At 37.2% G+C, this 20,915-nt stretch carries 25 protein-coding genes and 3 pseudogenes; 13 read left to right on the plus strand and 15 right to left on the minus strand.

From position 1 onward, the window contains the following. Window positions 1-43 precede the first annotated feature (43 nt). On the plus strand, window positions 44-211 hold the full coding sequence (locus tag AAGG74_RS07635; RefSeq protein ID WP_162101230.1) for a YjfB family protein: 168 nt from the start codon (window positions 44-46) through the stop codon (window positions 209-211). A gap of 232 nt (window positions 212-443) precedes the next feature. On the opposite strand, the gene AAGG74_RS07640 is transcribed toward AAGG74_RS07635, so the two are convergent. Next, window positions 444-1,844 carry a polysaccharide deacetylase family protein gene (locus AAGG74_RS07640; protein WP_429674977.1) on the minus strand — a complete coding sequence of 467 codons (1,401 nt, stop codon included), beginning with the start codon at window positions 1,842-1,844 and terminating at the stop codon, window positions 444-446. A 248-nt stretch (window positions 1,845-2,092) separates the two neighbouring features. Between AAGG74_RS07640 and AAGG74_RS07645 the strand changes: the two genes are divergently transcribed. Together AAGG74_RS07645 and cyoE are read left to right on the plus strand one after the other, a co-directional pair. Beyond that, window positions 2,093-2,329, plus strand: coding sequence for a spore coat protein (locus AAGG74_RS07645; RefSeq protein ID WP_429674978.1), 237 nt, complete (start codon window positions 2,093-2,095; stop codon window positions 2,327-2,329). Between the two features lie 145 nt (window positions 2,330-2,474). Next, window positions 2,475-3,437, plus strand: a complete 963-nt coding sequence (cyoE, locus tag AAGG74_RS07650) for a heme o synthase (RefSeq protein ID WP_429674979.1) — start codon at window positions 2,475-2,477, stop codon at window positions 3,435-3,437. 558 nt (window positions 3,438-3,995) lie between these two features. On the opposite strand, the gene ybaK is transcribed toward cyoE, so the two are convergent. Next, a complete protein-coding gene (gene ybaK, locus AAGG74_RS07655; protein ID WP_162101226.1) occupies window positions 3,996-4,478 on the minus strand; it encodes a Cys-tRNA(Pro) deacylase in 483 nt (160 codons plus the stop codon). A gap of 200 nt (window positions 4,479-4,678) precedes the next feature. On the opposite strand from ybaK, the gene AAGG74_RS07660 reads away from it, so the two are divergent. From AAGG74_RS07660 to AAGG74_RS07675, 4 genes are all read left to right on the plus strand, one after another. Further along, window positions 4,679-5,071, plus strand: a complete 393-nt coding sequence (locus AAGG74_RS07660; RefSeq protein ID WP_162101225.1) for a hypothetical protein — start codon at window positions 4,679-4,681, stop codon at window positions 5,069-5,071. Window positions 5,072-5,687: 616 nt separating this feature from the next. Beyond that, window positions 5,688-6,050: a DUF1433 domain-containing protein gene (locus AAGG74_RS07665; RefSeq protein ID WP_429674980.1), complete on the plus strand. Its 363-nt coding sequence runs from the start codon at window positions 5,688-5,690 to the stop codon at window positions 6,048-6,050. A gap of 244 nt (window positions 6,051-6,294) precedes the next feature. Next, window positions 6,295-7,410, plus strand: coding sequence for a response regulator aspartate phosphatase (locus AAGG74_RS07670; protein WP_429674981.1), 1,116 nt, complete (start codon window positions 6,295-6,297; stop codon window positions 7,408-7,410). Next, the gene (locus tag AAGG74_RS07675; protein ID WP_202923583.1) at window positions 7,407-7,559 is read left to right on the plus strand and encodes a hypothetical protein; all 153 of its coding nucleotides are present in this window, start codon (window positions 7,407-7,409) and stop codon (window positions 7,557-7,559) included. Before AAGG74_RS07670 ends, AAGG74_RS07675 begins: the two co-directional genes overlap by 4 nt. A 493-nt stretch (window positions 7,560-8,052) precedes the next feature. On the opposite strand, the gene AAGG74_RS07680 is transcribed toward AAGG74_RS07675, so the two are convergent. Together AAGG74_RS07680 and AAGG74_RS07685 are read right to left on the minus strand one after the other, a co-directional pair. Beyond that, on the minus strand, window positions 8,053-8,289 hold the full coding sequence (locus tag AAGG74_RS07680; RefSeq protein ID WP_162101223.1) for a hypothetical protein: 237 nt from the start codon (window positions 8,287-8,289) through the stop codon (window positions 8,053-8,055). 278 nt (window positions 8,290-8,567) lie between these two features. Next, a complete protein-coding gene (locus tag AAGG74_RS07685) occupies window positions 8,568-8,771 on the minus strand; it encodes a polymorphic toxin type 44 domain-containing protein (RefSeq protein ID WP_429675249.1) in 204 nt (67 codons plus the stop codon). A 389-nt stretch (window positions 8,772-9,160) separates the two neighbouring features. Here AAGG74_RS07685 and AAGG74_RS07690 point away from each other — a divergent pair, with 389 nt between their 5' ends. Then, window positions 9,161-9,577 carry a DUF5412 family protein gene (locus tag AAGG74_RS07690; protein ID WP_429674982.1) on the plus strand — a complete coding sequence of 139 codons (417 nt, stop codon included), beginning with the start codon at window positions 9,161-9,163 and terminating at the stop codon, window positions 9,575-9,577. Here AAGG74_RS07690 and AAGG74_RS07695 read toward each other — a convergent pair. After that, window positions 9,564-9,689 (minus strand): annotated as a pseudogene (locus AAGG74_RS07695) (peptidoglycan-binding protein); the annotation flags it as partial. The gene AAGG74_RS07690 and the pseudogene AAGG74_RS07695 overlap by 14 nt on opposite strands. A 139-nt stretch (window positions 9,690-9,828) precedes the next feature. On the opposite strand from AAGG74_RS07695, the gene AAGG74_RS07700 reads away from it, so the two are divergent. The 3 genes and pseudogenes from AAGG74_RS07700 to AAGG74_RS07710 form a co-directional block, all read left to right on the plus strand. After that, window positions 9,829-11,877 (plus strand): T7SS effector LXG polymorphic toxin, encoded by a 2,049-nt coding sequence (locus AAGG74_RS07700; protein WP_429674983.1) that lies wholly within the window; start codon window positions 9,829-9,831, stop codon window positions 11,875-11,877. A 15-nt stretch (window positions 11,878-11,892) separates the two neighbouring features. Further along, window positions 11,893-12,360 (plus strand): DUF6985 domain-containing protein, encoded by a 468-nt coding sequence (locus AAGG74_RS07705; RefSeq protein ID WP_162101902.1) that lies wholly within the window; start codon window positions 11,893-11,895, stop codon window positions 12,358-12,360. Further along, window positions 12,357-12,512: pseudogene (locus tag AAGG74_RS07710) on the plus strand (contact-dependent growth inhibition system immunity protein); the annotation flags it as partial. The gene AAGG74_RS07705 and the pseudogene AAGG74_RS07710, both read left to right, overlap by 4 nt. Window positions 12,513-12,555: 43 nt before the next feature. Here AAGG74_RS07710 and AAGG74_RS07715 read toward each other — a convergent pair. From AAGG74_RS07715 to AAGG74_RS07730, 4 genes and pseudogenes are all read right to left on the minus strand, one after another. Beyond that, window positions 12,556-12,738: pseudogene (locus AAGG74_RS07715) on the minus strand (peptidoglycan-binding domain-containing protein); the annotation flags it as partial. Between the two features lie 334 nt (window positions 12,739-13,072). Further along, complete coding sequence (locus AAGG74_RS07720) at window positions 13,073-14,095, minus strand: DarT ssDNA thymidine ADP-ribosyltransferase family protein (protein WP_429674985.1); 1,023 nt, start codon at window positions 14,093-14,095, stop codon at window positions 13,073-13,075. Continuing rightward, window positions 14,061-15,032 carry a macro domain-containing protein gene (locus AAGG74_RS07725; RefSeq protein WP_429674986.1) on the minus strand — a complete coding sequence of 324 codons (972 nt, stop codon included), beginning with the start codon at window positions 15,030-15,032 and terminating at the stop codon, window positions 14,061-14,063. Before AAGG74_RS07725 ends, AAGG74_RS07720 begins: the two co-directional genes overlap by 35 nt. Before the next feature lie 76 nt (window positions 15,033-15,108). Further along, entirely contained in the window at window positions 15,109-15,354 is a 246-nt protein-coding gene (locus AAGG74_RS07730; protein ID WP_429674987.1) for a helix-turn-helix domain-containing protein, read from the minus strand. A gap of 701 nt (window positions 15,355-16,055) precedes the next feature. Between AAGG74_RS07730 and AAGG74_RS07735 the strand changes: the two genes are divergently transcribed. Both AAGG74_RS07735 and AAGG74_RS07740 read left to right on the plus strand, forming a co-directional pair. Beyond that, window positions 16,056-17,939, plus strand: a complete 1,884-nt coding sequence (locus AAGG74_RS07735; protein ID WP_429674988.1) for a ribonuclease YeeF family protein — start codon at window positions 16,056-16,058, stop codon at window positions 17,937-17,939. 6 nt (window positions 17,940-17,945) lie between these two features. After that, a complete protein-coding gene (locus tag AAGG74_RS07740; RefSeq protein ID WP_326139137.1) occupies window positions 17,946-18,329 on the plus strand; it encodes an immunity 22 family protein in 384 nt (127 codons plus the stop codon). A gap of 116 nt (window positions 18,330-18,445) precedes the next feature. On the opposite strand, the gene AAGG74_RS07745 is transcribed toward AAGG74_RS07740, so the two are convergent. From AAGG74_RS07745 to AAGG74_RS07770, 6 genes are read right to left on the minus strand one after another with little or no spacing between them, the layout of a single operon-like run. Beyond that, window positions 18,446-19,423, minus strand: a complete 978-nt coding sequence (locus AAGG74_RS07745) for an N-acetylmuramoyl-L-alanine amidase (RefSeq protein WP_429674990.1) — start codon at window positions 19,421-19,423, stop codon at window positions 18,446-18,448. 44 nt (window positions 19,424-19,467) lie between these two features. Beyond that, window positions 19,468-19,890 carry a phage holin family protein gene (locus AAGG74_RS07750; protein WP_429674991.1) on the minus strand — a complete coding sequence of 141 codons (423 nt, stop codon included), beginning with the start codon at window positions 19,888-19,890 and terminating at the stop codon, window positions 19,468-19,470. Between the two features lie 52 nt (window positions 19,891-19,942). Next, the gene (locus AAGG74_RS07755) at window positions 19,943-20,200 is read right to left on the minus strand and encodes a hypothetical protein (protein WP_429674993.1); all 258 of its coding nucleotides are present in this window, start codon (window positions 20,198-20,200) and stop codon (window positions 19,943-19,945) included. A 10-nt stretch (window positions 20,201-20,210) separates the two neighbouring features. Further along, the gene (locus AAGG74_RS07760; protein WP_121591683.1) at window positions 20,211-20,381 is read right to left on the minus strand and encodes an XkdX family protein; all 171 of its coding nucleotides are present in this window, start codon (window positions 20,379-20,381) and stop codon (window positions 20,211-20,213) included. A gap of 16 nt (window positions 20,382-20,397) precedes the next feature. Next, window positions 20,398-20,520, minus strand: coding sequence for a hypothetical protein (locus AAGG74_RS07765; protein ID WP_429674994.1), 123 nt, complete (start codon window positions 20,518-20,520; stop codon window positions 20,398-20,400). Beyond that, window positions 20,517-20,909: a hypothetical protein gene (locus AAGG74_RS07770; protein WP_429674995.1), complete on the minus strand. Its 393-nt coding sequence runs from the start codon at window positions 20,907-20,909 to the stop codon at window positions 20,517-20,519. Before AAGG74_RS07770 ends, AAGG74_RS07765 begins: the two co-directional genes overlap by 4 nt. Between the last annotated feature and the right edge of the window lie 6 nt (window positions 20,910-20,915).

Raw genomic sequence — 20,915 nt, forward strand, 5'->3', positions numbered from 1 at the left:
ATCATTCAAAACCGCCGATAGGTAAGGCATAGGAGGTGGAACGATGGATATTCCTGCTTTATCAGTTGCGATGCATCAAGCATCCCTTGCCCAAAATGTTGATATCGCTTTAACGAAAAAGATGCTGGACACGGCCCAGCAAAATGCCGATCAAACCTTAAAGATGATTCAGCACCCAACGCTCGGAAAAACCATTGATGTAAAAGCTTAATCTCTTATCAAAGACGGCCAGAACTCCATCCTCCCGGCCGTCTTTTTTTGATTTTCACGGGATATCGTAATGCGGAGTAGGCCCGCAACACAAAAAAAGAGACTCTGCGGGCGGCAACTTAAAGCTGCATCCGGCCAAAATCTGTTTTCAGCAAGTATTCGGAATCCGCCCCAAATGCCTGAGGTGTATAAAAAAGAAAAAAGACTGCCCAAACCGCGGCAGCCTTTTCGTATTACTTCGCTTCTCTTTGTTTTTTTACCTCTTCAAGCTGAGAGACCGTTACCAATTGATAGCCTTGGTCGGTGAGCTTTTGGATAATTTCCACCGCCGCATCAGCAGAAGTCTTGTAAATATCGTGAATCAAGATGGTTCTTCCATCTCCCGCCTGCCTCATGACACGGTCAACAATTGTTTTTTTATTACGGTCTTTCCAATCTTCTGGATCAACATCCCATAACGCGATATCCATTTTCATTTGACTGCGCAGCTCATCATTAATGCCGCCGTATGGAGGTCTGACAATCGTCGGACGGTATCCGCTTGTTTTTTCAATGATATCTTGCGTATCATTGATCTGCTTTAACGCTTCTTTCATCGAAAGCCTTGTAAGAAGCGGATGACTCCATGAATGGTTTCCCACCTCATTTCCTTCCTTCAGTATTCTTTTTAGCGTTTCCGGATAATACTGCACCCTGCTCCCGAGAACAAAAAACGTGGCATGTCCCTTATATTTATTCAAGGAGTCTAAAATCTGATTTGTTGTCGCAGGATTCGGGCCGTCATCGAAAGTAAGCGCAATGACTTTTTGATTTGGATCAACCGTTTCCTCTTTAGGCAAAGAGATGACTTCATTCTTCGGCTTATGTTCTTTGATTTTATTTTTGTTTTTTACTTTATCCATATATTGTTCTTTCACAATGTCTTTCAAAACGCTTTTCTTAACCGCAATCGATTGCTCTCCAAGGTTGCCTGCTGCGACCTGATATGTATCAAAATAAAATTCGATATAATCCTCCTTGATGGCAAAGCGGCTGAAATTTTCTTTTTTCGGTGCCGTTCCTTCCTTTAACAGCGCATCGTCCGCAGCAATGTCTTTATTCTTTTTCAGTTCATGATAAGAGATTAACGAAAGCTGATGTAAATAGTCGGCGTCCTCTTTGAAAATATCATCAATTGAAAGAAAAGCTTGCTTTTTAAAATCATAGTTAAACGTTTTTTTCACAGTTTGCCCGTGTGCACCGCCGATATATTTATATTCATTAAATACAATCGCTACGGTCTGCTTAGCATAATGGACTATTTTATAATCAACATTTAATTCGTTTCGTTTTGTCGCATGCTCCTGATTGACACCTTTTGTTTCCTTTTGAAATTGGTGAATCTCTTTCTCTGCGAATCTCTTTAAAACCGAATCTATTTTTTCATTTTTGAAAACGGGATAGTTAACTGCGTAATTGAAGGTTTTCCCGTCATTCACCATTGTGGCGATCTCCACATTCCCATACTGAGAATCAGTTTTCACTTTATTCATGACCGGTTCTTTTTTCAATGAATTGTGGAAAAAGCCGATAAAGCCCGCCACACATACAACTGCGATTAAAATATGAAACCATTTGATTCTTTTTGCCAACAACACAAATTCCTTCTTTCGTAACCATTTCGAATTCTCTTTCATTAATAAGCACTGTATCTGTTAAGAAATAATTTTGTAACATAAAAGTAATATTTATTTCACATTTGTAATACTATGAAATTTAGTAGTTCTTGTCAATCCTTTTCCCAGGATTTCATCATAAAAAACCGATTTCATGAATGTACATACACCTAACACAAACATCAAGAATATGGTAAAAGGAATAAAAAACTAGGGAGGTTTTCCTCTTGGATTATTCTTTGAATGAACAGATCCTTGAACAAATGATACCTTATGATGAAAGACAGCCTTATTATCCGCGCCCGAGACCGCCATTTTATCCCCCTTATTACCCAAGACCGTTTTATCCGCGCCCGCCTTATTATTACCCGCGCCCACGCCCGCCTTACTACCCTTGGTACGGTTACGGCGGAGGATATGGCGGAGGATATGGCGGAGGATACGGCGGAGGATACGGATACTAAACACTACATCAAAAAGGGGGCAGTCCAGCTCCCTTTTTTCATTTTAAAAACGACAATACCTTGACAAATATAGGAAAAATTTGCGATTTCATAGCCAGCTTGTTACGCTGACAATAGTATGCAGTTTTTTTAGGGGGCGTCTATTTTGAAGAATACAAGTGATTCTGCGGCTATATCTGAAACGCCATACATAAAACCTTCAAATCGGGTAACCATTTACGATTTTATTCAACTTGCAAAACCCGGCATTATCATATCCAACTCGATAGCAGCCTTCTGCGGGTTTTGGATCGCGTTTGTAAGTGCAGAAAAACCGCTATCCGTAATGGCTTTTTTGATCACAATGGCGACAGCAATGCTTGGAACCACGTTTGTCATGGCTTCCGGGACTGTTTATAACAACTTTTTTGATCGGCACATGGACGCAAAAATGGCACGCACCCGCAGCAGAGCCTCAGTCACAGGGAAAATGCCGCCAGCCATGATCTTAACGTATGGCTCTGTTTTAGGAATCTTAGGCCTTGCGATGCTGTATTCCCTCAATCTGATCACAGCCCTTCTCGGACTGGCTGCCTTTATTTTTTATGCGGTTATCTATACAGTATGGGTGAAACGAACCTCGTTGTGGAGCACATTTATTGGGAGTTTCCCAGGAGCTGCGCCGCCATTGATGGGGTACTGTGCCGTAACCGGAGATATCAATGTGACTGCGGTGCTGTTATACACGGTCATGTTTTTGTGGCAGCCCCCGCATTTTTGGGCGATTGGGATCAGACGCAAGGCGGAATATCAGGCAGCAGGCATCCCGCTCTTGCCTGTTGTAAAAGGAAATCATGTAACAAAAATAAAAATGATTCAATATATTGCGGTTCTGGTTCCAATCACGCTATTATTTCCTTTTACTCTCGGCCCCGACCGTATCAGCCCATTTTATTTCTTAGCCGCCTTCGTTCTGGGAGGCATATGGATTAAAAAAAGCATCCAGGGATTCAAAACAGATGATGACGTGAAGTGGGCAAAGGATATGTTTGTCTACTCGCTCATTTATTTTTGCTTGCTGTTTTTCATCATGATGATTGATTCATTTGTGATGTTTTTGATTAGATGATGTGATGCAAAAAGAGCCACACATTAATGTGACTCTTTTTTGTTTGGAAAAACTGCATCTAATAGAAATGTTACGGCAAAAAACACAGCCATACAAATTAAAAATCGTACGAGCTCACTCAAAATCCAGCTATCTGCAATACGCATACCATCGGTTTCCCGCAGGCTCGCGCATATTACAAAAATCATAAGTATGTTTTTAAAATTTTCTTTGTTCATGAAATACCATCGCTTTCTTGTCATGATGAAGTAATGTCCAGGCACACAGATGAAAGCCGCTTCTAAGACAGCAGATCTTTCGGGCCAAGCTGCAGATGGTCTGCTGCTATTTCTTAAAAATATAAAATCATAAAGCCAACACAGGAAAAGACAGTACGTCCTCTCGGGTTAAGCTAAAAAATAACTAAGCTATATATCTCGTTCTTCAATCATCAGATTTATACTTGTAACTCATCATGACTTTCATTCAGATTTTCGTCCTCAATACGGTTTGAAACATATTTGAACGAGATGTATAAAAAGTGTAGTTTATGTGAGTAGTATTTTCTCTCGCTGCCAGCTATACAATTTCTGCAAATACCGCATCACTTGCTTTGGCTAAATCTTGCGGCGCCAACTTAAGCTGCATACCGATTTTTCCTGCACTGACAATGATAAAATCGAGTGATTCAGCGGTTGAATCAATATAGGTCGGAAACCATTTTTTCATGCCAATTGGCGAGCAGCCCCCGCGAACATAGCCTGTCACCCCCAGCAGCTCCTTCATGGCAATCATTTCTATTTTCTTTTCTCCTGCCGCTTTCGCTGCCTTTTTCACATCCAATTCCTCAGCAACTGGTACAACAAAGACGTAATAGCGATTTGCACCTGCTGTTGCCACCAATGTTTTATATACATAATCTGAGGAATAACCGATTTTTTCTGAAACAGAGATGCCATCTGTCGGTTGGCCGCCTTCTGTTTTATACCCTAATAACTCATAGGAGATGTTCTGCTGTTCTATCAAACGAACCGCGTTGGTTTTCGCCATTTTTTTCGCCATACTTTACCTCCACTATCGAATTTATGTATATCTTCTTCATTGAAGTTAATATATAAATTCTATCATCAGAAGCTGCCATATTCTACTAACCTGCATTGTCAACAGACGGCTTTTCTTTTAATAAACATGAAACAAAACAGGAATGAACGAAAAACGTCCGCATACAATTGGTATGAATGTAAAACTAAGGAGTGGTTGCTTTGTATCATTACTTTTATGGTCCTGCGTTAATCCCTCACTTCACACATACTCCTGCCTCTCAAAGAAGCCCAGACTCAGAAAGACAGCGAAGAAGAGAAATCACATTGAATGTAGATGGCACTATCCCTCCATCTTCCGCTGAGGATCTCGGAAATGGTTTTTATTCTTACGCATGGACGAACCAGCAGATCATAAATCCCGGTGAATACCTTGTTTGTTATCTCGAAGGAAGGAGCATAAACGTGGTGAATGGCGGATTCACTCCACGCGATACTGCTCCATTGTATGCAATCGCAAGCTTTCCAAGGAGAAGAAATCAATGGGCCATTATCCTTCATAATCCTGTTCAAACCCAAAGAGCCATCTCGCTTTATTTGATTGCAAAAAGATAACACAATGTGCTCCGCAGAAATAGAAAAACACAGCAAGGAGTACTTTTCTCCAAGCGTTTTCCCTGTATGCTGAGCGTCTCTCCCCTCTATCGATTAAGGAGCCTTTTAAGAACTTAGGATCTCCATTTGTACACCAATCAAAAGACTTTATATGCTGGCTTTATATTACAATTTCAAAAACTTTAAACTTAACAAAAAAGCAGCCCTATACCTTTTTTATATAGGCGCCTGCTTTTTTTAATTTTATGTAATTGTCAGCGTTTAATAATTTGTCTTTTCTTTATGAGCTTCACAATAAAACTTCTGTTCTCTGTGGCAGTTGTCAGCATAGCCGCATTTTCATTAAACCTTTGCACCAATGCTAGCCTTTCCTTCAAATGGAGAAAAATAACGCAACATAGATCTCTGCAATCACTTGTTGAGCTGAAGAAAAGTCTGATGCGCTTTTTGTGTCTTCTTTTAGGTTCTGGCAATGAGTTTTCAGACTCGTACCCAACAGTTTTTTCAGTTCTTCATTTTATTGCAACCGCCTGTCAAACTCGTAGATAGTCATATGCATCACTCATATACACAGCCCCCCATCCTATTGTAAAATAAAGGCGGAAAGGATGGTTTTATGAAGAAAGCCATAATTACACTTACTACTCTGGCTCTTATAACATTTATAGGGCTTTTCATGAAGGAACAACACGACAAAAAAATTGAAGCGCAAGAAGCGAAAAAAGAAGAATTTTATTCCTTGGCTAAAAAAAGAATGAATGATTTTATCGGAACAAACTATAAAGATATTAAACGAGTCGATTACACAGATGATTTTGACATTAATCCAATGGGCGGTATTGAAATTAATGGTTACCTCAATGGAAATAAGAAAAAAGAAATCTCGGGTATCTATGATAAAGGTAATGATGAAGTTATATCTTTCACTGTGGATGCAACCGAAAAGCCCGAGTGCGAAGACAAAGTATGTGAGTATTAATAACCAACCCTTCACAGAATGTGAAGGGTTTTCATGTATTCTCCTTTATCTAGTTAAACTTGAGAGCTAAGTCACTTTCTAAAAAATACGCTAGACACAGTGATAACTATCTCACTTATTAAAAACGATTACATTGTCTCCTTAAAAAATTGCGTTATGCCGAAAATTTTTTCAATATATTATATTTCATGCTAGAGTTGTGTTAACATTTGATCGAGTATTTTGTCAGAAAGAGGGGTTTATTATGAGTAAACTTGCTCCTGAGTGTATCGCTAATTCCTTAAATGAATGGTACATGGCTATTAAACAGCAGAATGTTGAGGCTGCTGAAAAATGTTTAGAAAAGGTCAGCTCTCTATTTGATGACTTGGATGAAAATCAAGAAATATTGATGTATCACTCTCTGCTGAAAGAAAGACATAAAATGATGCTGTATCAAGTGAAAGGAACAGATTTCCCAAAGCATTCCTACTTCAACAAAGAACACGCAAGAGACATTCAAAAAACAGATAACATGATAGAGTATTATTTCTTTTTGTTTGAAGCATTATACGAATCCTACAATCGAAACTTCGAGAATGCCATCAGCCTATTTAAAATTGCTGAGAAAAAATTATCCAATATTCCTGATGAAATGGAAGCTGCTGAATTTTATTCTAAAGTGGCATCTATGTACATGATGCTCCGCCAGAGTATTGTTTCATTAAATTATATTAACAACGCACTCACCATTTATAAAGGCAATGAACTTTACAAAAGGAAATATGCAACCGCACTAATGGTTGTAGGAACTAACTATACAGATCTCGGCCAATTTGATAAAGCTGAAGAAGCTTATTTTCAGGCCATTAGGATGTCAAAAACTCTTGATGATCAATTTTTCGAAGCACAAATCCATCATAATTTAAGTATTACATACTCATCAGCAAAAAAATCCCAAAACTGTCTCAACGCGCTGAGAAAAGCCATCAGAAATAAAGAATGGCGGCAATCAGTCTATTACATTAACTCTCTCTATATGATTACCAAAGAGTTATTTCTCATGGGTGAAAAAGATAAAGCTGTCTATTATTACAAAAAAGGACAGGAAAATCTAACGCAAAAAGAGAATAAATTGTATGAGGCTAAAATAAACATCATTTATGCACTTCTTCAAGATAATCAAAACGAAACGATTGAGAAATGCTGGCGTTATATTCATTTCCTTCAAGAAAAGAATGACTTAGACAGTGTGCATGATCTATCCTTGATTATCTCTCAATACTGCGAGGCGAAAGAATGCTATAAGGATGGGCTTGAATTTTCCAAGAGAGCTATTTTAGCCGAAAAGAAAATGAGGCAGTTGGAGGGAATGGGATGAAAAGATTAATACTTCGTGTGTCTGTTACAGCTATTATCGTAAGCGGGTTAGCTGCAGGCGCTGGTTTGTTTGCTCAGTCAGACTTCCATTTTAGCGAAAAACCAGTTGGAACTGATATGCAAATAGCAGAGAGACCAGTTGGCACTTAATAAAAAGTGAGGGGTATAACATGACAAAAGGCGTAAAAATAACATTGTGGAGCATCCTAGCCATATTCATCGTGTTAACAATAATAGGAATTGTATCTTATTATCAAACCCCGTCAGTGTAAGTAAGCTTATCTCTAAAGAGCAAGGGTTGCCCCATAAAATAAGACAAACAAAAAACACCTTCAAGTTTGAAACGGATGATTGTTATTCGACATTAGACTTGGAGGTGTTTTTTCTATGAGTTCAAGAGTGAGTTGAGTTTAATCCCTTAACTTGTTAGGATCATTGATATTGCGCCTCTAACCGCCAGTAAATTCCGATTAAAGTCGAACCAGCGACCTTCCCCCTGTTAAGGCAGTGATTATATTCCGACACGAATAGAAGTCTTTTTTTAAAATTTTAAAGGATTCGCTAACACGCATTTCTTATAAAAACCCATTTATTTTGACTGAAAATGAGCAAGCTGCTCCCCAATTCGCATTATAAATTAACGTTAATTTCCCACTAGACCTGCCATCAAAACGCCCATCACAATTAAAAATAAGAGGAAAAGAATACAAAGTGCTAGGATAACAAAAGAAATATACTTAGCAATTCCTTTAGGCGATTTGATTGCTAAAATACTCCCAACGACAATTCCTAGCATTCCAAGCGCCCAATGAATATGAGGCAGAAAACACAATGTGAATAACAGGATGATAAGCGACACTATCCCAAAATATTTCCTCATTTCCCTCCTCCTATTCCTCCATTAAATTGAATTTATAAATTCTCATTTTATTAATTTGATTCATGTATTGCAACAAATTTACAAAAGCAATGCCCTCCTCTTTCTCTAATCTCTTTTCTCCTTAACACTTAAAGCATCTAACTGTTTATATAAATTAGTAATAGATTAAGGCGAAACAGACCGGACAGTAAATGTATCTATGCTTTTGGACGATATACTTGCTTTATTCCAATTCGTGATTAGACAGTTATTTTTGTAAATTCGTAATCCTAAATCAATCATCTTTTGATCTTGTGGATCATCAAAATAAGATTTATACCATTTACTCTACTTGTACCACTATAAATTTGGTAAGCACCAGCAGCTGTTCTTAAGAATGAATCAGAGAAACCTGCAGCTCTACCGACATACCCATAGTGAATGTTACCTAAATCTTCCCCTGTAGGGTTGTAACAACCACCTTTTGTGTTAAAAATATATATTTTCTTGGGACCGAATTTTAGTTTTTAATCCCATGGATCACCTGTTTTTATCTTACTGGCGGATTCTCTTCCTGTCCCTATCGGATAAGTACTGTCATTCATTTCATAATAAGCAATTATAATTGTGTTTTACTTAATTTTTGTAGAAAAATCAGTTGTAATATTTTTCTAGAATCACTCCTATAACACATATAAATAATAGTACTCAATGATCTTCAACATTAACTCTCCTTCAGTTATTGCCGAGACTCCCATATAACTATAAATATGAATATTATTCCATTTCACTTGGCATCTTTAAGGTTATTTTAAGGGAAATTCCAACTATTAAACTCTCACATCATTTATTATTATTAGAGGAATTCCTCAAAAAATAGGAGGCCTATATAGTGCATAACAAAGAACAGTTTGTTGATAAGGAATTAGAAATTTTAAAAAAGAAAACTCGAAATAGAGTTATTATTGGCTTTTCATCTGTATTGTTGTTGATTATCCTTGCTCTTTCATATTTTATATACAACCACTTTTTTTCAATGAACAGCCTGCCTAAAGGTGAATATCTTGAATCTTATTCATCACCAAACAATGACTACAAAATCAATATTTACAGAGCAAACGGCGGTGCTACTACTGACTACGCTGTAAAAGGCGAACTGGAAAATACCGAGAATGGCAAGAAGAAAAATATTTATTGGGAAAATGATCAAGAGAATGCAAAAGTTACATGGATAGACGAGGATCATGTATCTATTAATAAAAAAGTTTTAGATATTAATATAGATACTTACGATTTTAGAAGAGAATAAAAGCCTTACTTATTAGGAAGGCTTTTTTAAACTTAGCTTTCGTTTTCGGCCCATAAACGCCATCAGCCTTTAATCCATTCATCAGCTGGAACCGTCTGACTGCGTCATCAGTTCCCAAACAAATAAGCCGGATAGGGAAATTGACACAGATCAAATGATTCATTCCGCACTTTTGAATCACATAGCTGTCTATTTCTTCATTTTCCCATGGTAAAATCTTGTTGGAGCTATTCAAACGAAAGGATATGATCATGAAAGTATTTGAAGCCAAAACACTGCTTTCGGAAGCAGATAAACGCGCAAAGGAATACAAAGAATTAAGAAGTCAAATGGTCAATCTACAGAAAGCCTTTAAAGCTGTAGCTAATTTAGATGACAGTGAGTTTTCCGGAAAAGGCGCTGACAATATCAAAGCATTTTACCAAGACCACGCAGGTGTAGCTGACAATTGGATTGACTTACTTGATATGAAAATTGCTTTCTTAACAAGCATTTCAGGCACTTTAGAGGACGCCAGCTTGTCTGATGCATATATAGAAGAATCCTTCTTAGAACATGAGTTGGCCAACGCCTACACAAAATCAAAATCCATTATGTCTGAACAAAAGAAAGCGATGAAAGATATCTTACATGATATCGACGATATTCTTCCGCTTGATTTATTCTCGACAGAAACCTTCAAAGACGAACTCGCCGATGCGGAGAACCAACGCAAAAAAACAGTCAATAAAGTAGGCAGTGTTGACGAAGCACTTGTTTCTGAATATGCCCAGTCAGAGCCAAACGAGCAATTCATCAAGAAGGACTTTCAAAAGCTTGAGGAATCCACAGGCAAAGGCAAAAATGCTTCCCCTATCCACTACAATGCCAAAGCGTATCGAGAAAGTGACATACATAAGAAAAAAGGCGATATCTCGAAACAGACTGAAGCCTATTTGAAGATCAAGAAAGATGAAGCGAAAGAACGAGAAATCAAAGAGCTGAAAAAGAAGCTAGCTGACGGGGTGACGGATCCCGATGAATACTTAGACATTGCCAAGAAGGTCGGCTATGAGAACCTTACCCCTGAACAGCTCCAGTACGCAGTGCAGCTTGAACAAGCACAACAGCTGAAGGCCGTCGGTGAAAGTATCATCAATGCCGGCAAGACAGTAATAGATTTCGTTGAAGGAGTTGATGATGGTATTGACGATGTGATTGACGATACCTTTTATGGCCTCAAAGACTTGGCTGTGGGCGCATGGGAATATTCACAGCTCCCTACCGAACTAAAGCTCACAAAAACAATTTCAACAGTTTTGAGCGTGCCCTCTTATTCAAAAATCATCTGGACAAACCTCGTCGACTCATGGAATGATAAAATGGTAAATGGTGATGCATACGAAAAAGGGCATTATATCAGCTATGCAGTCGGTAATATCGTTGGCCCGAAAGGTGCGGGTGCCGCGGTGCAGACCACTTCCAAGCTTTCTAAAGTAGGTAAAGTGGTTGAAGGTGGAACAGCCGCTGCTCATATCAATAAAGGGATAAACAAAGGCAAAGCTTATCTAAATTCTTTCGTTAAAAATAAGAATGATCTTGCACTTGTGGGGATTGCACAAGACATCGATAATACGTTTAACGCCAAAAATACTCCTCTCCTAAAAAGTATGATTGAAGATAAAAAAGAGAGTATTCTCAGAAGATCTGAACGTTCTAACAATAAGGGTGATGTGGGTTTAGTTAATCGGAATACGGATATTCCTCCCGCCTTTAAACAAGAGAAATTTGCCAGTACATATGAATCCAGACTGAAACAAACTCCTGCAGAAATGAATGCAAAAGTCGTTTTTGAAGGGAAAAGAGGAGAGTCTTTATGTACTCTAAAACCACCACCAGACCCCAAGTTACAGCAAATTTTAAATGAAGCTGGAATTAATGGGATTGAGTATAGAAATGGAGTGCCTGATTTCTCACCTGTAGCAAAAGGCCAAGTTGAGGTTGATTATATGTTAGGTGGGAAAGGACCTAAAGGAAATGCAGCTAGAGGTTATAATTTTAACCAAGCAAATGTAAAATTAGCAGAACAACTTAATAATTCGCCAGAAATGGCTCACAAATTTGGAATGGAATCTGGTGCAATCAGAGCAAAAGACATAGAAAAATTCCGAGTGAAAAATAACTTAACATGGCATGAACTAAATGATGGAGTTACTATGCAACTTGTGCCAACAGAAATAAATGCTAAGTTTGGTCATGTTGGTGGAGTTGGTGAGATAAACGCAGGAGCTTTTAAACCTGGAGGATTTGCCAATAATTAATAAGGAGATTTGAAAATGACATTAAATGATAAAGTATTTGGAGAACTTGATTATCAGTATCAATGGGTAGGATACAGAAATATAAATTTTTTAGAGAAAGACACAGAGATAACGTTATTAATAGGCGGGGAAGAAGATGGAGAATTTGATGAAGGTCAATATGTAGCATATAATTCACTAATGGATAATTGGGAGCAAGTCCAACATAATATATTACGACCGATTCTTGATTATTATAAACAAAAAAGACAGGAACTCGGTTATGATGTTTCAGTGAACGAAGACTATCCATTAATTGAAACAATAGATCAATTAATTGAACATATTACATTAGTCGGTATTTCTGTTCCTTATGATTTTCTTCGTGAAGGACGTGATATTGGATTATCGTTTGATTGTACTTGGGATGAAGAAAATGGTTTAGGAGTTCGTCTCATAAATGAAGAAGTAGAAGAGGTAGGTTATCAGGATGTTGCGATTTAAAGTACTGCGAAGATTTTCTAAATAGCGATCTAACTAAAGAAGAAAAGGAAGACATTATAAAGTGTAATGCAGAAATATACTTCCCGACAATTGGATTATCACCTATAGAATGGTTGAAAAGCGTAATAGAAAAACTAAAAGAAGCTATTTAAAAGAAACACTGAAAGGCCCCCTTTTATGAGCGGCCTTTTTATATTACTTCAATTCCGCTTCAATTTTCACCTTAGTCTTCGGATCATAAATACCATCTGCGGACAGCCCGCACATACTCTGGAACCGTCTGACTGCATTTGCTATTTTCGGACCATAACAGCTATCGATACCGAAGTTTTCGGCTTTCTTATCTGGGTAGAAATCAATGCGCGACAGTGCTGCTTGGCAGCATCACTAGCTGAGCTATTCAACAATTTTGACCCTAAAAAGAGTCAAAAGTCAAGTTCGCCAACAACTCTCGAATTTGATTTTATTAAAGCAAAGTAAAAAACCCTTGCTGCGCAAGGGTTTAAGCTATGATTCCGACTGGGCTCGAACCAGCGACCTCTACCCTGTCAAGGTAGCGATTATGTTCTGACACGAACTGATGTTTTATTTAGAAACCTTATTTTATAGGGTTTGCTGACAAGTGTTTCTGATAAAAAATCTTCTGTTTTGACTAAAAATGAACAAGTTGGTCCCCAATTCGTCCCCATTTTTGTCCCAATATTATAATGCATTAAAAAGGTACTGAATCCATTGAGTTATATGTTCCCTTATATACTAAATGTTCATCTAGATAAAACGAGATAGTATAATGATTGTAAGGTTTTGAATATGTAATAGTTTGGTCTACATTGGGACATTGATACTTCTGATTATTCCATGTTTCATATATTCCGCTTGCTGTAAGATCTTTCATAATCAGTTTAGCATTAAATGTGGGCTCTTGTTTATTAACATTAAATGAAAAAGTCACTTTTTCTTTAGTAAGATTTACTGATTCTACGAAAGTCCACGCTGAATAAAAAAACCAGTTTTTAGGATCAACTATTATTATATCTCTAAAATTCTGTTTAGTAGGTTCATCTAAAAGGTTAATAAAAGTTTCTCTCTCAGCCTGGCTCCTACACACAATTTTCTTTAAAAACTTAAGATCACACTTGTTAGGTATTATCAATTCTGCATGCCTGTGATATTTAATATAAGATTCATTAATAGGATCATAGTAACCCTCATGATACACAAATTCAAATGGCATTTTTCTAAAAGATTCCGCATCGTTATAAATTGTAGTTGAGTCAGCAGCTAAATTCCCGTATGTAAAACTAGAATTCTCCATAGTAAGCATTGATAGACTATCAAAAAGAAAAAAAACTGGCACTGGACAATGTGCTTTTAGGTCGGGATTTATTTGACTGAGTGAACGTATCCCTTCATTGCGATACTGTGTTGGTGTCTTAGGCCTAAAATAAAACCTAACGTAATTCTTACGGTCTTGCCATGTATGTTCTATTACTGTCTTACTTGCATTATCAACTTTCATTATCCCTTTTTCTAAAGCTTCATTTCGGCAATAAATATAACCTTCTGTAAGAATGTTCTTTGCATTCAATAAATCTGTGAAATGATAAACGTACTTTGGAAAACGTGTCATTTTCAGAGGTGGTAAACCAGTTTCTAATTTACCTGTAGTTAAATCATCTATTACTTGTTTAAATTCATTTTTATCTTTTGTCCCTTGGTTCGTCCCTTGGTTCAACTGTGGTTTCCCCCTCTTTATTTTGAAAACCAATATTCATTTTGTAAGGTACAACCCTTATTCCATTTACAAAGTCGTCATCGTCATTAAATTTATATGCTATTTCAACTGGCTCTATATAGTCCAATCTATTCAATAAATTTAAAACTAAGCCACCGTATCCATGTAAACCTTCAGGTAAATCTTTTTTTGTACAAAAACCAACTTTTCTAAGTAATCTCCATAGTTCTTTAAGTTGGTAAAGAGATAGAAAATACCTATAATCATCATTTGCAAAAATAATACATGGTGATTTCTCTAATTGATCAAATTCATCAACCATATCAATTTCATCAAGATAAACTAGCCAGTTCTCACCTTTAACTGTAATATTGGGTTCAAAATTAATACTGTATTGTAAGTCTTCCCAAACTTCATTGAAACTTAAAAATTTCGGCATACCCTTCAACCAGTTTTTTGTAGCTAATATTTCCTTATGCTCTGGTTTTGATTTTTTACTGTCTGTAAGGTGAATATATACCTCTATTGGTAAAGGTCTTAAGTAAAGCTCCATAAGTGGTTGAACTTGTGTTTCCCAATCAAGACCTCCATTACCACACCCTAACAACGGAAATGAAATTGATGTTATACCCTTTTCTTCATAAGTAGCAACAAACTTTTTTAATCCAGCTTCTATATACTCAAGTTTTGATGGCGAACGCCAATGTTTTTTTGTTGGAAAATTTAATATCCATTTATGATCAGATTTATATATCCAAAGTTTACCTATATCTAGGTCTTTATTTTCGCAAAAAATTTGATATTGTTCAAACATTTCGGGGTAAATTTGTTTAAATTGTTTAGCTATTCCTTTTCCCATTACCCCAACAGTATTTACTGTGTTAACAAGGACTTGGGCTGGGCTTTCAAAAATATTTTGCTTTACATAAGTAATCAATTCACAACACACCTTTAGTGGAAACTATATATAGCCTATTCATTATAAAGATTTTTAGACCTCAAACTTATAACATTTATTTAGTCTCAAGCGGACGAAATTTCTTATTAGCTTCAAGTTCTTTTTTTAAATTTTCAACATCTTGTCTTAAAAATAAACTTGACATACCAACTTTTTTGACCTTTACAATTCTTCCATCTTTAATTAGTTTACTCATTCGCTGCTTATTGACATCTAAAATCTTTGCCGCTTCAGAGGAACTCAAGATTTCGTTTTTTACAAAATCTTCAATGTCCTGACGACACTTTAAATGGTACTCCATATTTTCCCCCATTCCAATTTGCATATTCTTTATGCAGTACATTCAATAAGGTATATATATTTAAATTGACCTTTTCCTATTTTGAGGATAATTATATTAAGTTTCTAAGTCATATCGAAGAAACAAGAATTTAAATTCACTTTCCTTAACACTAGGCTTATATCTTGTAACATGATTTCATTATAGTTAATGTATAGACCAAGGTCTATACATTTCCGAAAAATAAATCAACTATTAGATTGACAATATCTAAAATCTTCTTCAACTATTAATTAATCTCAACAAAAAAGGTTCAATAATACTTTTCTTTATCCAGAGCTTAGAGAGACCCTTTTTCCGCCAACATTTGTTCTTATTGTTCTGGTTAAACTTTCTGGTCTTAAAATTATTCACCCACAGTTAAGATCTAACCATATGCGATCTCTACTTTACCGTGCTTGAATGGTACCACGGGATTATTCATTCTATATTCTCGAAATTATTTTGGTTTTTGAATTTTTAAATGTAATTTAAAAGTTTACTTTCAGTATTATAACTCCACTCTACTTAAAAATAATTCACTATACAAAGAAAAACGAAAATAGGGAAAATGTCACAGATCTAATTATTCATTTTTACCTTTTGAACCAATAATCAACATCTTTCTTCATTTTTCCATGGTAAAATCTTGTTAAAGTTTTTTTAGATGAAAGGATATGAACATGAAAGTATTTGAAGCCAAATCACTGCTTTCTGAAGCAGACAAACGTGCAAAAGAATACAAGGAATTAAGAAGTCAGATGGTCAATCTAAAAAAGGCTTTCAAAGCTGTAGCTGATTTAGATGACAGTGAGTTTTCCGGCAAAGGCGCCGACAACATTAAAGCATTTTATCAAGACCACGCAGGTGTAGCTGACAATTGGATTGACTTACTTGATATGAAAATTGCTTTCTTGACGAGCATTTCAGGCACTTTAGAGGACGCCAGCTTATCTGATGCATATATAGAAGAATCCTTCTTAGAACACGAGCTGGCTAATGCTTACACAAAATCAAAAGCGATTATGTCTGAACAAAAGAAAGCGATGAAAGATATTTTAATTGATATAGACGATATCCTTCCGCTTGATTTGTTCTCGACAGAAAACTTCAAAGACGAACTCGCCGATGCGGAGAACCAACGCAAAAAAACAGTCAATAAAGTAGGCAGCGTTGACGAAGCACTTGTTTCTGAATATGCTCAGTCAGAGCCAAACGAGCAATTCATCAAGAAGGACTTTCAAAAGCTTGAGGAATCCACAGGCAAAGGAAAAAACGCTACGCCCATTCACTACAATGCTAAAGCTTATCGAGAAAGTGACATACATAAGAAAAAAGGCGACATCTCGAAACAGACTGAAGCCTATTTGAAGATTAAGAAAGATGAAGCGAAAGAGCGAGAAATCAAAGAGCTGAAAAAAAAGCTAGTTGACGGAGTGACGGATCCCGATGAATACTTAGACATCGCCAAGAAGGTCGGCTATGAGAATCTCACACCAGCACAGCTCCAATACGCAGTGCAGCTTGAACAAGCACAACAGCTGAAGGACGTCGGTGAAAGTATCATCAATGCCGGCAAGACAGTAATAGATTTCGTTGAAGGAGTTGATGATGGTATTGACGATGTGATTGACGATACCTTTTATGGCCTCAAAGACTTGGCTGTGGGCGCATGGGAATATTCACAGCTCCCTGCCGAACTGAAATTGACAAAAACAATTACAACCGTTTTAAGCGTACCTTCTTATTCAAAAATCATCTGGACAAACCTTGTCGACTCATGGAATGATAAAATGGTAAATGGTGATGCATACGAAAAAGGGCATTATATCAGCTATGCAGTCGGTAATATCGTTGGCCCGAAAGGTGCGGGTGCCGCGGTGCAGACCACTTCCAAGCTTTCTAAAGTAGGTAAAGTGGTTGAAGGTGGAACAGCCGCTACTCATGTGAACAAAGGGATAAACAAAGGCAAAGCTTATCTCCATTCTTTCGTTAAAAATAAGAATGATCTTGCACTTGTGGGGATTGCACAAGACATCGAGAATACGTATAACGCAAAAAATACTCCTCTATTAAAAAGTATGATTGAAGATAAAAAAGAGAGTGTTCTCAGAAGATCTGAACGTTCTAACAATAGGGATACGGTTAAAGATGTACAGATTCCTTCAGTGAGAAATAATGAATTTAATAAATGGTTTGATAACTTATCTGTTGATGAATTCGAGGAAATGTGGAGTGTCCCTCAATTGAGAAGTAAAATAGAAGATAGGATTAGGCGTCCTGGAGGTTATCATGAGTGGCATCTAGTTGCTAGAACACCAAAATTTAAACAATGGGGCGTCAGTATGGACGATATAAAAGAAATGAGGTCTTTAACTAAAGATGTTGAATTTGTAAATCCCCCTGGCCGTCATGGAAGGCGAGGATCTACAAAGGCTCATAATGAAATTTTAAAAATAATCGATACTGCTCCTGACTATGATAGTTTTGTTAAAAGACTAAATGAATGGGCTAGCAACAGAATGAAGAATGGTGTTATGGATTTACCAGAAGGCTTAAGGAGGTAATAGGTTATGAAAAATGATGTTTCTTTGTGGTTAGGAAACTTTCAAAACTTTGATGAGCTAGAAAAATATACTGAAGTAAAATATGATGAAGATGGAGATAGTATTCCTTCAACTTTTGAAAAGGAATTTAAATTAGGCTACTATGATAGAGATTTAATAGAGAAGGATTGGATACCAGATACTGAAGATGATATAGAAGAGCTTCTAATAGATTTTTCATATGATGATCAGCTGATAAAGCAGTTTAAGGATGTTAAACTAAGTTCTAAGTACAATACCATTATTTTGATTTACAACTACAATTATGTTAAAGACGGTAGAGCTATAAATTCAGTAAGCAATAATGAATACGAACTTAATTTTATAGGTACAGCTGAATATGTAGACTAGATTAAAATTCCTTCTTGATACTATAAGGCACCTTATTGTTAAAACAACTGGTGCTTTTTGTATACTTTTGTGTAAGATAGCTAGTTGGGCCCCCATTTTTAGAGGGCCTTTTTATATTACTTCAATTTCGCTTTAATTTTCGCCTTTGTTTTCGGCCCATAGATTCCGTCAGGCGTCAATCCGTTCATCTTTTGGAATCTTTCTACTGCATCTGCTGTTTTCGGACCATACACACCGTCAATACCTTTATTATTCGCCCCTTTGTCTGGGTAGAAATAAAGAGCCGCCAGAGCATTTTGCACCTGTCTTACTTTCGTGCCTTTCGTCATCGGACTTGTCACTTTAATAACTCCGGAAGGCAGCGCATATGACGTTTTTTTGCTACTTGGTTTAGGACTTGAAGTGCTTGAGCCTTTGAGCTTTAATACTTGGCCGACCTTGATCAAGTTCGGATTTTTGATACCGTTTAAGCTTTGCAAGGTTGCCATACTTACGCCTGTTTTCTGTGCAATGACAGAAAGAGCATCACCTTTTTTGACTGTGTAAGTGCCCCCAGAAACTTTAAGCGCAGATGATGACGGTTTAGAAGATGTTTTCCCGCACAGCGCTTTCAATTCTTTTTCAATGGCGGCCTTAACCTCATCCCATCTTCCCTCTGACAAAATACGGTGCGGGCAATACTTGCCGTTCCAGTCTTGGTGCTTGCGGACACGATCAATACCCCAGCCGCGTTCTTTAAGAAGCTGCGCCACAAACTTGATAGCCAACTTTTCAGCAGCATAGTATTTAGGCCCTCCTGACTTGCTGTAGCAGATTTCAACGCCGATAGATTTACGGTTTCCTGTACCGTTTGTTCCGTCTCCTGTATGCCATGCGTTACGATTTGTAGGGATTCCCTGCCGTACCTCTTTGTCATCGACTGCAAAATGAAAGCTTGTTGAATTTGTATTGTTGATCATGTAACTAATCTCATTGGCAGCTGATGCGTCGTTTGCCGTATTGTGAATAGTGATGTATTCCGCCTTCATTGGGTTCGAACATTTCAAACCGTATTTAGCTTTTGATACAAGATTCTTTTTCACTGTGATTGTCATAAGTATTCTCCCCTTTATTTTTGATATAGAAAAAGCCGCTGGTTTTATCCAGCAGCCTGTTCATCCTTTTCTTTTGTTTGTTCGTTGTCCTTTTCGATTACGTGAAGTCGGTCAGTGATGGCTGCCGGAATCTTAACGCCGATCTGCGCCAGATTCTCCGTAATGGAAAGGCCCTCATTGGCGATATAAAAAAGAACGGTTCCAAATGTTAGGACGCCGTTCAGATTGAGGATTGTATCTATGATATTTGCCACAATGACCACCGAAAAACTAAGCATTTTCCGGACATAACCAAACCATGCGCTCCGGCTCCGCAGCTTCTTAAATTTCCAAGCCTTGATGACGCCTGTTATTACGTCAAGAATGCTGAGAACAAGGAGTAAATCAAGATATTTCACACCTCCAAACAAATACACTCTCGCTAAATCTAATGTTTCAAAATTAATAAACACAGTCGTTTCCTCCATTTCTTGTTATCACCTCCTTAGAGGCAAAATAAAAAAGCCGCTTCTCTGCCGCTTATTTTTTCTGATGATTTAGTTTTACTGGACCTTTCAAGTTGTTGAGGTTCTTTTCTAACTTCTCAATATGCTCCTTCAGATGCTGGATTTCTTGCTCTTTTTCCACTAAAAGCTGCTTATCTTTTTCTGACATATACTGATATGTCATGAGAATATCTTCAGCATTCATCCAGTTTTGGCGATAGCCTGCCGCTTTTCTTTCGAATAGCTCCGCTTTCGTTTCTAAATCCATTTCGTTTGGTCTCTTTTCTTCCATATTGATTCTCCTATTCTGTTTGATCAGGATAAGCGTTTCCGCGCTCAAGGGCTGTTATTTCTTCAAATTCAGCTTGTGTAATTCGTCCTGTTTGAACGTGTGTTTTTAGCTCAATTGTTAAAACAGTTCCATTTTTCCAGCAATCTTCAAAAAAGTTGTAAAATGCACTCCGTCCTTCCATTGTCCTCCCTCCGAAATTAGGACTGATTCACCATTAAAACATTACACATTCTTTGTAAATCTAGTATTTGCTCTTTCATCTGTTCTTCAGTAGTCTTCTCATCATTTTGATGGGGGATGTCGATTGGCTCCAGTTTCATTGTTCCAACTCCTTTTTCTGATGTTTGAAGAATGTTCCTGCCGTTTCTCCGTTCGGGTAAACGGTAACACTTAGAATATTTTTCATTAAACGGTATTCTGTGCTATCAATATAATCGTAATTATATCCATCTTCATCCGCGATCCTCCGAAAGAGTTTATATTCCATTTTTTGTGTCTCTTTTATAAGGACAATGTGCAGTCCATAGACCACAGGCCTCTCTGTGTCAGGTACCACATCGAATTCAATATCCTTCATTTGAAAAGGTTCATCAAAGCCATTCTCGTAATTGGCGCAAGCAGAAAGAGCGAAACTGTCTCCCCGCTCTGTCACTTCCAATCCCTCAATGTATGAATAAGCGTGTGGGTGCATATCAAAAACGTTTATCATATAAAA

Origin of the sequence: Bacillus mexicanus (assembly GCF_050445615.1) — a bacterium.
GTDB lineage: Bacteria > Bacillota > Bacilli > Bacillales > Bacillaceae > Bacillus > Bacillus mexicanus.

Bases quoted from the DNA above. Each gene is read 5' to 3' on its own strand.
- AAGG74_RS07635 (WP_162101230.1), top strand. From the start codon at position 44: ATGGATATTCCTGCTTTATCAGTTGCGATGCATCAAGCATCCCTTGCC.
- ybaK (WP_162101226.1), bottom strand. From the start codon at position 4,478: ATGGCGAAAAAAATGGCGAAAACCAACGCGGTTCGTTTGATAGAACAG.
- AAGG74_RS07665 (WP_429674980.1), top strand. From the start codon at position 5,688: ATGAAGAAAGCCATAATTACACTTACTACTCTGGCTCTTATAACATTT.
- AAGG74_RS07670 (WP_429674981.1), top strand. From the start codon at position 6,295: ATGAGTAAACTTGCTCCTGAGTGTATCGCTAATTCCTTAAATGAATGG.
- AAGG74_RS07675 (WP_202923583.1), top strand. From the start codon at position 7,407: ATGAAAAGATTAATACTTCGTGTGTCTGTTACAGCTATTATCGTAAGC.
- AAGG74_RS07680 (WP_162101223.1), bottom strand. From the start codon at position 8,289: ATGAGGAAATATTTTGGGATAGTGTCGCTTATCATCCTGTTATTCACA.
- AAGG74_RS07700 (WP_429674983.1), top strand. From the start codon at position 9,829: ATGAAAGTATTTGAAGCCAAAACACTGCTTTCGGAAGCAGATAAACGC.
- AAGG74_RS07705 (WP_162101902.1), top strand. From the start codon at position 11,893: ATGACATTAAATGATAAAGTATTTGGAGAACTTGATTATCAGTATCAA.
- AAGG74_RS07730 (WP_429674987.1), bottom strand. From the start codon at position 15,354: ATGGAGTACCATTTAAAGTGTCGTCAGGACATTGAAGATTTTGTAAAA.
- AAGG74_RS07735 (WP_429674988.1), top strand. From the start codon at position 16,056: ATGAAAGTATTTGAAGCCAAATCACTGCTTTCTGAAGCAGACAAACGT.
- AAGG74_RS07740 (WP_326139137.1), top strand. From the start codon at position 17,946: ATGAAAAATGATGTTTCTTTGTGGTTAGGAAACTTTCAAAACTTTGAT.
- AAGG74_RS07745 (WP_429674990.1), bottom strand. From the start codon at position 19,423: ATGACAATCACAGTGAAAAAGAATCTTGTATCAAAAGCTAAATACGGT.
- AAGG74_RS07750 (WP_429674991.1), bottom strand. From the start codon at position 19,890: ATGGAGGAAACGACTGTGTTTATTAATTTTGAAACATTAGATTTAGCG.
- AAGG74_RS07755 (WP_429674993.1), bottom strand. From the start codon at position 20,200: ATGGAAGAAAAGAGACCAAACGAAATGGATTTAGAAACGAAAGCGGAG.
- AAGG74_RS07760 (WP_121591683.1), bottom strand. From the start codon at position 20,381: ATGGAAGGACGGAGTGCATTTTACAACTTTTTTGAAGATTGCTGGAAA.
- AAGG74_RS07765 (WP_429674994.1), bottom strand. From the start codon at position 20,520: ATGAAACTGGAGCCAATCGACATCCCCCATCAAAATGATGAGAAGACT.
- AAGG74_RS07770 (WP_429674995.1), bottom strand. From the start codon at position 20,909: ATGATAAACGTTTTTGATATGCACCCACACGCTTATTCATACATTGAG.